Origin of the sequence: Nitrosopumilus sp. K4, assembly GCF_018128925.1 — an archaeon.
GTDB lineage: Archaea > Thermoproteota > Nitrososphaeria > Nitrososphaerales > Nitrosopumilaceae > HKST03.
On record NZ_CP067007.1, the window covers coordinates 743,861 to 757,024 of the forward strand.

Consider the following 13,164-nt stretch of genomic DNA (forward strand, 5'->3'; position numbering starts at 1 on the left):
TCATGACTGATTTTATTGATATTCTTTTTTTAAGATGATAGTCACTAAAAAATCATGGAATCCTCAGAAATCATTTCCGAGATTGAAGAGATTGTAAAGTCTCAATCAGGTGGAAATTACTCAAAATGGATGATAGGTAGAACAAATGATTCTGAAAACAGTAAGACCAAACGCGGAGAACCAAGCAGTTGGAGGGATTGGGATGCTAATTCCAAAGAGGACGCAGATAAGGTAGAATCTTATTTTATGGACAAAGGGATGAGGCAAGACTCAGAAAGTTATGGTAGTGCCGATTTTGTATATGTCTTCTACATAGGATCCCCTCAGGATAAAATCTGAATAACCGTATCAAAGCATGATCCTATCAACCATATTTTTGAGAAATAACATATCAAGAATAATTGATTCTAAAGTGTTGATGGAAGATCAGAAAATATGAGAAAGTAGCTTCAAAAATGGATTTTTACGAAATATACAAAAAGATGTGAGGTGTTATTTTGATATGGTTAGTTCAGATCAGCTACGTATTTGCAAATCATGTGGAAATGTATTCTCAAAAAAGATTCAAGACAAGATAGTAAATCGTTGTCCGGCATGCAACGTATGGAAAAAGGAAAGCACAAAATAAAGTCAGATGTATGTGATTATCTTAAGAATCTCTTCATTATTACTTCACAACAATATAAAAAAAGAAGCACTACTGGTGGAAAAAGCACTAGATGTGACAGACTGCTTAACTATGTCACAACAAGCACTGATTCATTTTTTATAAAATATTTGCATCTACATCGATTGTAATTATCGATTCCATGTATGATCAAAATCTAAAACCTCGATAATTCATGCCTAACAGATTTACTTTTTCTCACACTTTAATCTACTAAAGATTCTCTAATTTCAATACATCATAGTATGCCTTTGGAATCATTCTTTGTGCCTTAAAAAAGACATTATTTACAGCAGTATCAAGTACGTATGTTTTTGCCCAGTCAGACTCACTCCTAATTGAGCGGCCAAAACCCTGTAGTAATTTGGTAAGTGTTTGAGAAGTATACCATAGTGGGAATTTGTCCATTTTTGCTTTTGTTCTTTTTTCCTTGTAATTCGGATAAGGTACCTTAGCTATTATTTGAAATCTTGACAAATCATCTTTTAGGTCCACACCTTCCCACAACGAAGAAGACAATAAAATCCCAGTAGGATCTTCAGCATGTTCAGATATGATTTCATCTTGTGTTTTTCCGTCTTTGTTTGAGCTGTGACATATTCGTATTCGTCGAGTGTTTTTTGGTGAGAGGTATCTCAAAATTTTTTGGCATCTAGGAATTGAAGATGTAAGAATCAAACCACGTTCATTTGAGTGCTCATCTAAAATTCGGTCTATTGTCTTTATCACCTCAAGTTCATCTTCTTCGGTAGAACCATAGCTGAGTCTTCGAATGTTTAGAAGATTGATTTGACGATTCTCAATTGGAAAAGGTGATTTTGGCGTATCAATAAACGCAACTTGTTCTCCATCTAATCCCATGTTTTCACAAAAACTGTGTTTGTCAATTGTTGCAGACATGAATAATTGGTATTCAGTTTCAAAAAAAGAATGTGCAAATTTTGAAACATCAATTGGTTTGATAGAAATAGTTCGAAAATTGCCATTAAAATCCTTGACAGGATCGTTTACAACAAAATTATCTTTATCGCTTTGAATATCAATTCTTGCTTGTGCTGCCCTGTCATACCTTCTTTCCAACCTAGTGATCATTTCATAGTCAGGATCTTTTTGAAATACATCACTTTCCTTGATATCTTTTATTTTTTTAGCATATGAAAAAGCAATATCATCAGTCAATTGTAGCATAGAATCCAAATCTCCAAAATCGTATCGGTCAGCGTTCAAATTGCATTCTTCTACCTGTCCTGCAAAAATATCAAATCCAATAAACTGCATTATTTGGTCTTCAATTTTATGAGCCTCATCAAAAACAGATACCTTTCTGTCAAGGTAATCTTCAAAGAGTTTTTTGTTAAATTTCATTATTTGAAAAAAGGCATGATAATTCCACAAAGAGTGTTTTGAGACTAGAGCATCATATTTTTGTAAATAGTATGGACATGATTCAGAATCTTGAGTGTTTTCTTCAACTTGTTTAATTGAAGGCTTGAATTTGCATACTTCAATTATCTCCTTTCCGTTCTTACTGATCTTTTCTTGACATTGTCCTTTATCACATGTCAATCCCCAACGCATTGCTCGTCTTGGGTTATCTACTTTTTCAGAGTGCATCATTTTCAGACAAGGAAAATTCTGTTTTCCCTTTACGGGTTTTAGAAAAGGAATATCTTTGATATATTGATCTTGAAGATGTTTTGACGCAGTTACAGTAAAAGAACTATCAAAATATCTAGAGATTGTTGCACCGACAAGGGATTTTCCAACACCAGTAGGTGCACATAGTATTATTTTGCGGTAGCCTGACTTTATCTTATCTTCAATTTGAGAGATGATCTCTTTTTGAATTTCTCTAGGGGTGAATTGATCTGGGAATTTCTCTAAAAGGGACACAGGATTAATCCTCTTTTTCTTTAATATTAAAAGCATGAAGGTTCTTGTAATATCACATTATTTGTAATCTAGTTTAATATCTAGTAGATCTAACATAGAATATGGAATTGCTTGATGATAAAATGAGAGTCTGGTTAGAGAGTGCAAAATTTGTAAAACCAATTCCAGGAGTATATGTACTATATTCAAGAAACAAAGAAGTCATTTACATTGGAGAAAGCATCAATCTAGAGAAGACGTTTACAAAATATGTTGATGAAGAATTTGAGGGTGACGAATGTAAGCAAAAAACAGCATCATATCAAAGAGAATTTACGGATAATCCAAAAGAAAAACAACTTCAATTAATCGAAGATTTCAAAACTCAAACAGGAAAAATTCCAGTCTGTAATACAGAGATAGAATTAGAAACACATTAGATGAAATTCATAAAATGAGTGCAATGCAGTCCTACTGGATTAATATAAAAAATCCAATATTCATTTTATGTCAAACGCAATGGTTTATGCAGGAATTGCAATAGGGGTTGCAGCCATAGCTGCTGCAATTGTATATGCTACAGAAAACCAACAAAATTTCGTTCCAGAAGATGCAGTATTAGCACCTGCTGCCGAACAAGGTTCTTTCACCCCAGAATCAGGATTAGGACCACAATTAAACAAGGAAAGGTGGCATGACGATCCCTTTGCAGACGAAGCTGCAGCAGTAAGGGCTAATGCCGGAAAATAGATTCTAACCACATCATCTTTTTTCATTTTTTACATCATTTTCAATGAGATGAGGCGTAAAATTAGAGAAAATAATTAATCTAAGATCAACATATGATAGGGATGCATCAATGCTATTACTGTGAGCAAATTTTTGATACAAAAGAACAACTCTACGAACATGTAGAAGTGCACTCAGATATTGAGAGAAATAAAGAAATCATGTCTAGGAAAAAATCAAAAAAACAATAGAATTTTCATAGAATCACCAATACACACTAAAGAAAATTAGAGTAAAGGTTGAAAATTTCACATTCAGGGATGGAAATAATAATTTTGATTTAACATAACATGGACTGGATTGACGCATTGTTACAAAAATCATGTGATAAGACACTAACAAAAGGAGAAGTGTTACACAGTTTGTTTCACATGATCGAAATCAATGAAAACACGTTAAATCACATACAATCAGACACAAGAGATTTTGGACCAGAATTAGAAGAATTAAAAAATACAGAAATTAAAGACTTGGAATTTCATTTAAAATACTACCGCAGTCTAGTAAACTACATTTCTGCAATTCCAGAAAGTAAAATTGCTCAAAAATAAACAAGATGTTTTCAGAATTACGGCTATCTTAATTGTGCAAACGTTGTATTAAATTCATCTTGTTTTTCAGCATTTTGCCCAAAATCCGTCTGTTCATCATAGTCTTGTTGTCGTTTTAAGAAAACAGCCTCTAATTTTTCAACTTGTTTTGCAATCATAGCACCAGAATCTTCACGAGCAAATTGTTTTCGTTGCTCTTCATTTTGTCCTCTAGTAGGATACCATTTGTTTTCAAAAAATTCTTCGATTTTTTTGGTCGTATCATATCGTAAGAGTTCTGCAAGATCAAAATGTCCCTGTTGATGTTCTAAAAGATCAGATGTTGCCATTTGTTTTCTTACCCAAGACAAGTGTCGGTGAAACTCAGGAATTATAGCAATATCTGAAATACAGAATTTAATATCACGTCCAAAACTCTCAGAGTTAACTGTCCAAGTTGATCTATATTTTACAAAACTATATGCATCCTCAAACGCTGCTGGATTTGGTTCTGCTTTAAAATCAGACCATTTTAATCGATAGTCTTTAGACCAACTGACAATATTATCATCATTCATGATTTTCCGTATCAGATTAAGAATAAAATCATTGACGTGTATTGAACATCATTCACGTTTTCCATCTCTACCGCTGAACTTTCCAAAAAATTGAGGCACATCAAAACCTAGCCAAAATTCATCATGAGTCATATTTTCATTATGAAATTTTTCATGCTCCACAAGAGCAGTATCTCCCCAATTCCCATCATAAATGAACTTGCAATGTTGAAGTTTTCCAGACTTTCGAATCCCCTTACAAACAATCATCAACATAGTGATTTAGTCAACACATGTGAAAAATATTTGTATAAAAGAGATGTTTGACGGCCGGGAATTCTAGGGGCATGGTCTGTTAAGGCAAACGTAGGACAGCCGTCAAACGATGACTCAATACAATATACCCATAAATGATTAAAAGAAATAGTGTGTTTATTTTGAAACACATGTTTTGTCAGCATCATTTTAGGCACAAATTTCAATGTGGATAATTTTTTCAAACCATTTTGATCAAATATCAAGACACGTTGAATTTTAACAATTTTTCAAAAGAAAAACCAACATAAAGCAAGGTTGTTTGCTTGTTTGGTGTTTTCAACATATCCCCCAAAGGGACTGAAGCTAGAGAAAACATCAAACATGCTTGCTTTCAAAACTATTAATTTAACAATCAAGGCCCACAATCACATGAATGTCAGATTTGTGGCTTCAATGGCTATTGCGATAATATCTTTGGCAGTGGGATTTTATCTTCTAAATGACATCAATCAGGAAAATGCAGCAGAAATCACACAAAAACATCTAGACAAACAATTAACTGAATCAAATGAAAGACTAGCCATAATCAAAGACAAGTTTTACAATGGGGAATATCACGGGGAATTGCAGACAGAAGAAGTAATCAATATTATAAAGGCAGAAGTTGCCACACAAAAGAAAATTCTTGAACAATACAACGAATTGCCCAGTGAGCTAAAAACAGATAAAACAATAGACATGAGATTCTGGCAGTTAGGAAAATACAGCTGGGCAGGAGAAGAATCCATGCTTAACAGTTTAGAAAAAAACCAATAGTCATTCAACAATTACAAAATTAGGTTGACAACCTAATTGTTCTAAAAGTTCATTGCTTTGATATACAAGCATATTTCGCTCATCAATGGAAGTGTTGATTTCATCAGAAATAGAACTCAGTTTGTCAAATATTCTTTTTGTCTTTTCAAGTTCTTCATCAGATAATGATTTACCTTCATAGAACAAATATTGCTCGAAATATTCATCATACTGAATTTGTAATTTGGATATCTCCTCATCAAAAGATTCAATATTATTTCTAATTTGTCGATCCTGGTCTAACAGTTCTTTTTGGCCTATATACAACTCATCAAATTTTTGAGGAATTTGTAAACCCAGAGTATCAAAATTTTCCTCAGGGAATTCATTAGAATACATCAAGTTATTTTTTTCCATAGTGTGTCGTAGTCCAAGTGCATGCCCTACTTCATGCATGATAATATTTGCAACCATGTTTTCATCGTTTTGTACATAGTTGCCATTACAGTCCTCGTTTCCAACAGAGATATCCAAAATGCAACTATTCAGAACACCAAACAATGCAGAGTTGCATGTGGCAAGTCCCGTGTGAGTCTCCGAGGCATAAACCTGCCATCTAAATACAATTTCAGGATTTTCTGCCTCTACAAAGGTCAAATTAGGATTGATAGATTCCCAAGAATAAAGAGCTTTTTTCAAAGCATTAATTGGAATCTGACTATCAGGCAAATTTGGCACATCATGTATAGAATAAGAAATTATGCGTTCACTGTTTTGTTTTATTGTCTGAACAATCTCTCTAGTTTTCTCAGATGTTTTTTCTAGCCCAGAAAAAACGTCATCCCCATCAAATGATAAAACATCAGAGTACAAAAGAAAGCCCACAATAATGATGACAAACATGGCAATTACAAACCCCTTCAATGAAAACACATGATTTTAAACATACCTAAAACTTTCTATTGAAAACTCAGACAATACAAAAAGGTTGAATTAATTTATTTGATAACATAGAAAGCTTTTCAACACTTGTTTTATTTTATGAAGTTTTTTAGAGGGAAAACATTGCCATAGAATAGCTGGGCTGATTGGTAATCGCAATGAAAATTGCAAACGGCACTGATTACCAACTTCTTCTGTGGCCAAAACAAATTTGAAAAGAACGAATTATTTCAAATAGAAAATTAATGCGTGTGAATGAAAATATAAAAAACATCTAATTTACAAGATGTTTAAAATCCACTTGCATAGGAGTAGGTGTTATTAAAAGCAGTGAGGGTTTTTTGAATATTCAGATTTTTCAGATTCTGTAAACAAGGTAGCATTGCAAGAAACAAGATAAAGCATGTCTTGAAATGCAGGACATTGTTTGTCAATAGAAAATAATTCCTGGCAATTTGGGCATTGAATCACATCATGATGCCCCATATCACATTCTATATCTTCAATTAGTTCAAAAAATACGTTTTTTTTACAAGAACTGCAACAGATAGTTTTATTTTGGAATTTTTCAGTGAACAATTTAAAAAATAAAATAAAATTCAATATATGTCATATCCACAATTGAATCAATTGTCCATATTGTTTTTATTTAACAATATCTAAATTAAGTCATAACATGGCAGCAGCCATAAAATTATTTTTTCATTAGAACACATCAAATTGCTTTATTACCCACAAGGCAAAAATATGAAATATGACACAATGTCCTACCTGTAAACTATCAATGGAATCACACTCTACATCAGAATTGATGGAGTGTTGTATGAAACAAGTAGGAGATGAATTTTCTGATGCACCTACAGGAATTTGTCCTAACTGTATGCACAACATCAAAGAACATACCGATTCTGAACTTGCCGAGTGTACCTTAGCATTTCTTAAATCAGGGATATCAAGTTAAGCATAAACAAGAGAGAAATCGTGATAAGAGCAATGGATCAGGGCACTGCAATATTGATTGAAAAATACTCTCCAATGTGGACAAATAAACAGATTTGGGAGTACGAACAAAAGAATCCAGAATTAAAATTCGATGTGTTATTTGTAGAACCTAAAAATAAAAACATAGATTGGAAATCAAAATTTGCATACGTGAAATCAGATATTAGAGAAGTCACTATTGACAATTTTGATTTTCTTGCAGATGGGTTTGAGTTATGGATATCAAACTCTAAAGAAAAAAAAGAGATAGACAAAAAGATCATACCATACCTGATGGCAGTAATGGCAGATATTATGATTGATGAAGAAATAACATTAAAGTTTCGAATTGAAGAGGAGTGTCTTGTTGTGTCAGTTGATCATGATGCAGATGTAATTGACTGTAAAGAGTTTTTTGAAGAATTTTATCATCTTGCAACAGGAGTAAACTATGATACAGATACTGGCATACCCGAAGATCAAACAGAGGCTGAAATTTATCTAACAAGATTACAAGAAGAGTTTGATCAAAAGATGACTGAGAGGTTAGGAGACAGGTATTTGCCAGGAAATAATGATCCTGATTCAATCAACGCAGAATGATTTATCTAAAATAACAGAAAAGAAGATCAAAGAAATTGGCTGAAAATAAAAAACCATTTAGAAGATTTTCCAAAAGATCAAAGCCTCAGACCATAGAGGACAGAATAAAAGGATTCATTTTAAGAAATTCAAAAAATGGTTTCTATACACGAGCATCAACAATATCATACAAATTCAACGTGTCTGATGAGCAATCTTGGGAAATAGTCGGTGCCCTACTAGTAGAAGGAGGTATCGAAGCAGTTCATGATGAAAGAACAGGAGAAATGAAACTATGTGAAACGGGAAAGACATATCAAATTCTCAGTAAAGAAAGCAAAAGAAAAAGGCAAAAATCAAACGGAACTAGAAAAAATAAACCCAAAAAAGCAAAGCCAATACCTTAAATCACACACCAATAATAAAAAAATCATGGGGAAAATTCTTGTCGCATTAGACGGCTCAAAAAACTCCATCAGAGGTTTAGGAAAAGCAATAGAAATAGCAAAAGCAGACAAATCTAAGATAGTAGGAGTGAATGTTGTTGAATTACCATTATCATATTTTATTACAAGACCAAAAATGGAAATAAAAAACAATATGGCAAAAAAAGCCAAAAAAATTATCGAAGATGCAAAGAAAAAATGTAATTCAGCAGGAATTGATTTTGAATCAAAAATAATCCCAGGTGGGGATATAGGATATGACATTGTAAAATATGCAAAAAAGCAAAAAGTCAACACAATAGTAATTGGCGCAAGAGGTCTCAACCCAATAAAGGAAATGTTTTTGGGTAGTGTTTCAAATTATGTTTTACATAAATCAAAAATTCCAGTGTTAATTGTAAAATAGCAAATGTTAACTTCATTGACTTGGAAATAATTTTATGAATACCGCTCCTTATTGGAACAAAAAAATTTGTTCTGACTGTAAAAGAATGAAATGTGAAAAAGGATGTTTATGTGATTGCCATGAATTAAGAGACAGGCCATATTAGAAAGCATTAATTCAGTTTAAATCTAAAATTAATTATGGAAGAAGGTCAAATCCTCGTACCATTATTAGTCATACTTGCAGTAGGAATTTTTGTAGGTAGTAGAATTTGGATTATGTTTAAAAAGTAACAAAACTCTTAATTTCATTTTAAAACAGTACTGAATCATGGCTGAAGATGAAAATCTACCTTCACAGTGCCACCCCATTACCAAGACTAAAAAGAAAAAATTTGAGGTAAAAACAGATGAATGAGTTAACAGAAAAAGAAAAAATAGAAATCAACAGAGTTTTAGATTCAATCAAGGGGAGACTAGATGACAAGCTAATCAAATTAGTAATTGATCTAGTGATGAAAACAAAATGGTCTCAAGAAGTAGAAAAAGTTCTGTACAAAAAAAATATCGAAAGAATTCCAGGAAAACAGGTAGATGCAGTACTTATTGGAAGTCACATAGGTCAAATCTATCAAATATCATTAGATTTTGCCAAGAAATTCAATATCGAATTAAAGCCCATTCAAAAAAACATCTTGCGAGAATTTATTTTCTTCATGGTGTTATTCCGCACTGACAGAAAACCATAAACAAACCCTTATTTTTAAAAATTATTTAGAAAGTTTATGATCCAGTGCAAAATTTGCGGAACACCATTAGGAAAAGAACCAACAACTAAAGAACTTGAAACACATTGGAAGAAACATCATAGTTGGCATTGGGAAAGCAACAAAGACAAAACACCAGAAGAAGCAATACTAAAGAAAAGGTAACTAATTGCGAAAAAAACGACGTCTTGGAATAGTAGTCGTTTATAGCATGCCTAGACCACTATACGAAGGCGTCAAACATATTATGCGAATCTGGTATAAAATAAAGATCAAGCAAAATCTAAACATTTGTTTAGTTCATTTTGAAAAACAAAACTAATTTTCAGATCAGCAGTAAGAGGTTTTATCAATTTTGGTACCCAATATTACCTATGAGAGGTATTGCCAGATGAATGAGGATTTTGCAGAATATACAAAATGTGTTTCATGTGAGCAGCCACTTCTTTATTGTGACTGCAACTGCCCTTATTGTGGAAAAAGAGACGCCTGTGAATGTGAATTGCATCCAATCGCAATAGCACCATAGGCACATTTTGTTTTAATTAATTTTATTTTGAGCTTAATGATATGAATTTTTTTACACAGTTCCTATAATAAGAAATTTTTCAATTACTGCAATGTCAATTCAAGCCTATGACATCAAAGCAAGAAAAAAAGTTTCAATGAAAAACCCACAGCCATATTTAATGAAAAATGGAACATGGGCATTAAAAGGAACTAGCGCAGAAACGGGCATTACGTTGTTTAAGATTGTAGGGAAAAAGCAACCAACAATCCCAATATCAAAAATAGGCATGCTAAAAAATCTATTTACAAGCAGAAAATGTGAATGCAGTAAAATGTGCTAGTGATTTTTTATTTCAATTCTCATAAAAAAGAATCACAGTCACACCTTAAGTATGAAGAAGAAAATCAAACAGTATGGGAAATGATCCTTATTGTCACTGTGGCTCATGCGGTCATGAAAAAATAGATGAATGCTACTCAAAACAATGTGCTTGCTGTCTAACTGATCATCAAGGTGCATTTGGGAAAAACAGATAGTCTCATTTTATTCGATTGTATGTTTGATGGAATTCAACACAGATAGTATACGCAATATCTTGTAGATGAAATACATCTGAGATGTTCTTTTTACCTTTTGCAATAGTTCGCATTATCGTCATACATTTTGTATTTTTTAGAGAATCAGGTTCATGGCTATCAGTCCATGATTTATAACAATCCTCAAAATCAAGACAGAATTTCAGAATTATTACTTCCCAATCATTAGAAATGGTAGGAATTTTCATAGTTTCAGCCAATTCCCTAAATTCGTTTTTTCTGTCTCTTAACAAAAGTTCCAATGTTTCTCTGACCAACACAGGATCATATCCTTCAATTAGTGTAATTCTATCCACACTACAAAGGAATTAATAGATTTTAAAAACAATTATGTAATTTTCAAACTTGAAAAAGATTCTCAATTATGAAAACACTGTGAAAAATTAAATTTGACTGCATTAGAAGTGAATCATAGCACCGAGAAGATTCTTCATTTACAAAGCAGATGGAAGTAGGGTTCCATTCAATGAGCGAAAGATTTTGAGTACAATCATGAGGGCAGGTGCAAGTAGGAACACTGCAAAAAGGATTCTGAAGAAGGTTAAATCAGAAGTATATCGAGATATGACCTCAAATGACATCTATAAGAAAGTCCTGCATGCAATTGCCGAGGAAAAAGGCCTCAGGGCACTACATCAAAGATATCAACTCAAAGACTCCATCATGAGAATGGGTCCTGCAGGATTTGCATTTGAAAATTATATCGCATCATTGTTGGAATATTATGATTATCAAGTATCATCAATTAGATCTAAAATCCATGGAAAATGCGCATCGCATGAAATAGATCTTGTAGCATCAAGAGGTCAAAAAGAATTCTTGGTAGAATGCAAATACCATTCAAGTCGCGGAATCTATACAGGGTTAAAAGTGGCACTGTACACGCATGCAAGGTTTTTAGATCTGCAGCCAAAATTTGCAGGAGAAATAATTTTTTGCAACACAAAAATTTCAACAAATGCAAAAAAATATGCAAAATGTATAGGACAACAAGTGGTATCATGGAGATACCCTGTTCAAAATAGCCTAGAAAAAATAATTGAAGAACACGATTTGTATCCAATAACAATTCTAAATTTAACTCAAAAAGAACTCCAGGCATTTTCAGAAAACAACATCATGATTGCAAAAGATCTATTGAGATACGATGATTCAAAAATTGCAAAAATCACTGGAGTGTCTAAAAAAAGAATATCAAATTTACAGAAACTAGTTAAACAAATTTTTAATCCAAATTAGATCAACGATTTTAGTCAAAACATTAATTTGAGAAATTTAAATGAATTTCATGTCTTTTGATATAGAGTGGCATGGGGACTTTTTTGGCATTTCTTGGGCATATGAAAAAGACAGACTGGTGGTATCTACAGTTTTTGAGGATAAGAATGAGGCAACAGAGCTTGCAAAAGAAGTGGACAGTTGGAGTGACAAATTTACAAGACTGACAATAATTGAAAAAGAAAACGGAGAATATGCCATTTGTTGTTACCAAGATCCACAAATTTCAAAGGGGAAAAGTGTCGGATTATATCGAAATGGCATGCGTCAAGCAGGTGGGTACGAACAGGCAAAACCAATGATTGAGGAAAAATCCCCATTACTGCAGATTGCATATGCAGCAGATGTCAGAGACATGAATACATATGAGCAGATTTCAAGATTAGTTCCACTACGAAAATGTAGGATCATATCTGAAAAAGACCTAAAAAAACAAGAGTTCTTTTTTGAGAAAAATGCTGAAATGCGTAATCAGTGATACTTGTTGAGAATTTTATTAACCTGACTATCAGAAATTTGGGAAAAATCATCATAAAATTGACCAACTGCAGAAAAATTATCGGGGATTTTTAATACCACCATCTCATCAACTTGGTTTTTCATTTTTTCATATGTATTAGGAGATATGACAGGTATTGCTAAGGTTATTTTTTTTGGGCTTTGTTTTTTAATCCAGTTCAGAATTGCAAACACGGTAGAGCCAGTTGCAACACCATCATCTACAAGTATGACAGGTTTATTTTCGAGTTCGTAAAAATCATGACCACGGTATTCTTCTAACCTTCGTTTTACCTCAGATTGTTTTTTTACTAACTCATGTTCAAAGCCAGGTTCATTACAAAATTTTGACCAGTACTCGCTTTTGTAGAGAGTTCCATCATGAGTTATTGCACCGATAGCATATTCAGGGTAGTTTGGAGGGGTGATTTTTTTTGAAATTACAACATCCAAAATACAACCTAGTTTTTCTGCAAGAATATCCCCAATAACTATGCCTCCACGAGGAATGGCAAGAATCACAGCATCAGATTCAGGATGAATTTTTTTGGCAAGCTCATGTGCTGCCTCTATCCGATTAACATACACAAGACATCAATGCAGTTTTTGGTATTATTGTATTCAGATTACAAGATACAAGTTTGAGAATCACCACTTTCCTTAAATGCAATAATTACGTATAATACATGAGGTCAAGGCCTAATCAAAAAG

Annotated in this window: 21 protein-coding genes; 14 read left to right on the top strand and 7 right to left on the bottom strand. The window is 32.9% G+C overall.

The genetic code is table 11. The features are described from left to right. The first annotated feature begins 54 nt into the window (after positions 1-54). Positions 55-339: a hypothetical protein gene (locus NsoK4_RS04460; RefSeq protein WP_211688548.1), complete on the top strand. Its 285-nt coding sequence runs from the start codon at positions 55-57 to the stop codon at positions 337-339. A 541-nt stretch (positions 340-880) separates the two neighbouring features. Here NsoK4_RS04460 and NsoK4_RS04465 read toward each other — a convergent pair. Further along, a complete protein-coding gene (locus NsoK4_RS04465) occupies positions 881-2,560 on the bottom strand; it encodes a helicase C-terminal domain-containing protein (protein WP_249111168.1) in 1,680 nt (559 codons plus the stop codon). Between the two features lie 101 nt (positions 2,561-2,661). On the opposite strand from NsoK4_RS04465, the gene NsoK4_RS04470 reads away from it, so the two are divergent. The 3 genes from NsoK4_RS04470 to NsoK4_RS04480 all read left to right on the top strand — a co-directional run bounded on the left by NsoK4_RS04470 (position 2,662) and on the right by NsoK4_RS04480 (position 3,879). Continuing rightward, on the top strand, positions 2,662-2,979 hold the full coding sequence (locus NsoK4_RS04470) for a GIY-YIG nuclease family protein (protein WP_211688550.1): 318 nt from the start codon (positions 2,662-2,664) through the stop codon (positions 2,977-2,979). 67 nt (positions 2,980-3,046) lie between these two features. Beyond that, complete coding sequence (locus tag NsoK4_RS04475; protein ID WP_211688551.1) at positions 3,047-3,289, top strand: hypothetical protein; 243 nt, start codon at positions 3,047-3,049, stop codon at positions 3,287-3,289. Between the two features lie 329 nt (positions 3,290-3,618). Beyond that, the gene (locus tag NsoK4_RS04480; protein WP_211688552.1) at positions 3,619-3,879 is read left to right on the top strand and encodes a hypothetical protein; all 261 of its coding nucleotides are present in this window, start codon (positions 3,619-3,621) and stop codon (positions 3,877-3,879) included. 23 nt (positions 3,880-3,902) lie between these two features. On the opposite strand, the gene NsoK4_RS04485 is transcribed toward NsoK4_RS04480, so the two are convergent. Then, positions 3,903-4,436 (bottom strand): hypothetical protein, encoded by a 534-nt coding sequence (locus tag NsoK4_RS04485; RefSeq protein ID WP_211688553.1) that lies wholly within the window; start codon positions 4,434-4,436, stop codon positions 3,903-3,905. A gap of 48 nt (positions 4,437-4,484) precedes the next feature. Continuing rightward, entirely contained in the window at positions 4,485-4,685 is a 201-nt protein-coding gene (locus tag NsoK4_RS10030) for a hypothetical protein (RefSeq protein WP_249111169.1), read from the bottom strand. Positions 4,686-5,000: 315 nt separating this feature from the next. Here NsoK4_RS10030 and NsoK4_RS04495 point away from each other — a divergent pair, with 315 nt between their 5' ends. Beyond that, positions 5,001-5,489: a hypothetical protein gene (locus NsoK4_RS04495; RefSeq protein WP_211688554.1), complete on the top strand. Its 489-nt coding sequence runs from the start codon at positions 5,001-5,003 to the stop codon at positions 5,487-5,489. On the opposite strand, the gene NsoK4_RS04500 is transcribed toward NsoK4_RS04495, so the two are convergent. Both NsoK4_RS04500 and NsoK4_RS04505 read right to left on the bottom strand, forming a co-directional pair. After that, positions 5,490-6,392 (bottom strand): matrixin family metalloprotease, encoded by a 903-nt coding sequence (locus tag NsoK4_RS04500; protein ID WP_249111170.1) that lies wholly within the window; start codon positions 6,390-6,392, stop codon positions 5,490-5,492. It lies immediately after the preceding gene. 339 nt (positions 6,393-6,731) lie between these two features. Then, positions 6,732-6,989 (bottom strand): hypothetical protein, encoded by a 258-nt coding sequence (locus tag NsoK4_RS04505; RefSeq protein ID WP_211688555.1) that lies wholly within the window; start codon positions 6,987-6,989, stop codon positions 6,732-6,734. A gap of 244 nt (positions 6,990-7,233) precedes the next feature. Between NsoK4_RS04505 and NsoK4_RS04510 the strand changes: the two genes are divergently transcribed. The 7 genes from NsoK4_RS04510 to NsoK4_RS04540 all read left to right on the top strand — a co-directional run bounded on the left by NsoK4_RS04510 (position 7,234) and on the right by NsoK4_RS04540 (position 10,421). Next, on the top strand, positions 7,234-7,371 hold the full coding sequence (locus tag NsoK4_RS04510; RefSeq protein ID WP_249111171.1) for a hypothetical protein: 138 nt from the start codon (positions 7,234-7,236) through the stop codon (positions 7,369-7,371). A 32-nt stretch (positions 7,372-7,403) separates the two neighbouring features. Then, entirely contained in the window at positions 7,404-7,994 is a 591-nt protein-coding gene (locus NsoK4_RS04515; RefSeq protein WP_211688558.1) for a hypothetical protein, read from the top strand. 35 nt (positions 7,995-8,029) lie between these two features. Then, on the top strand, positions 8,030-8,380 hold the full coding sequence (locus tag NsoK4_RS04520; protein ID WP_211688560.1) for a hypothetical protein: 351 nt from the start codon (positions 8,030-8,032) through the stop codon (positions 8,378-8,380). Positions 8,381-8,405: 25 nt separating this feature from the next. Beyond that, on the top strand, positions 8,406-8,825 hold the full coding sequence (locus NsoK4_RS04525; protein WP_211688562.1) for a universal stress protein: 420 nt from the start codon (positions 8,406-8,408) through the stop codon (positions 8,823-8,825). A 388-nt stretch (positions 8,826-9,213) separates the two neighbouring features. Next, positions 9,214-9,552 carry a hypothetical protein gene (locus tag NsoK4_RS04530; RefSeq protein ID WP_211688564.1) on the top strand — a complete coding sequence of 113 codons (339 nt, stop codon included), beginning with the start codon at positions 9,214-9,216 and terminating at the stop codon, positions 9,550-9,552. A 36-nt stretch (positions 9,553-9,588) separates the two neighbouring features. Next, positions 9,589-9,735 carry a hypothetical protein gene (locus NsoK4_RS04535; RefSeq protein ID WP_211688566.1) on the top strand — a complete coding sequence of 49 codons (147 nt, stop codon included), beginning with the start codon at positions 9,589-9,591 and terminating at the stop codon, positions 9,733-9,735. Between the two features lie 455 nt (positions 9,736-10,190). Then, the gene (locus NsoK4_RS04540; RefSeq protein ID WP_211688569.1) at positions 10,191-10,421 is read left to right on the top strand and encodes a hypothetical protein; all 231 of its coding nucleotides are present in this window, start codon (positions 10,191-10,193) and stop codon (positions 10,419-10,421) included. Between the two features lie 198 nt (positions 10,422-10,619). Here NsoK4_RS04540 and NsoK4_RS04545 read toward each other — a convergent pair whose 3' ends face one another. Beyond that, a complete protein-coding gene (locus NsoK4_RS04545; RefSeq protein ID WP_211688571.1) occupies positions 10,620-10,973 on the bottom strand; it encodes a hypothetical protein in 354 nt (117 codons plus the stop codon). 184 nt (positions 10,974-11,157) lie between these two features. Between NsoK4_RS04545 and NsoK4_RS04550 the strand changes: the two genes are divergently transcribed. Further along, the gene (locus tag NsoK4_RS04550; protein ID WP_249111173.1) at positions 11,158-11,916 is read left to right on the top strand and encodes a restriction endonuclease; all 759 of its coding nucleotides are present in this window, start codon (positions 11,158-11,160) and stop codon (positions 11,914-11,916) included. Positions 11,917-11,965: 49 nt separating this feature from the next. Then, positions 11,966-12,433, top strand: a complete 468-nt coding sequence (locus NsoK4_RS04555; protein ID WP_211688573.1) for a hypothetical protein — start codon at positions 11,966-11,968, stop codon at positions 12,431-12,433. On the opposite strand, the gene NsoK4_RS04560 is transcribed toward NsoK4_RS04555, so the two are convergent. Next, positions 12,427-13,041, bottom strand: a complete 615-nt coding sequence (locus tag NsoK4_RS04560) for a phosphoribosyltransferase (RefSeq protein ID WP_211688575.1) — start codon at positions 13,039-13,041, stop codon at positions 12,427-12,429. The two genes, NsoK4_RS04555 and NsoK4_RS04560, sit on opposite strands and share 7 nt — an antisense overlap. Positions 13,042-13,164 lie beyond the last annotated feature (123 nt).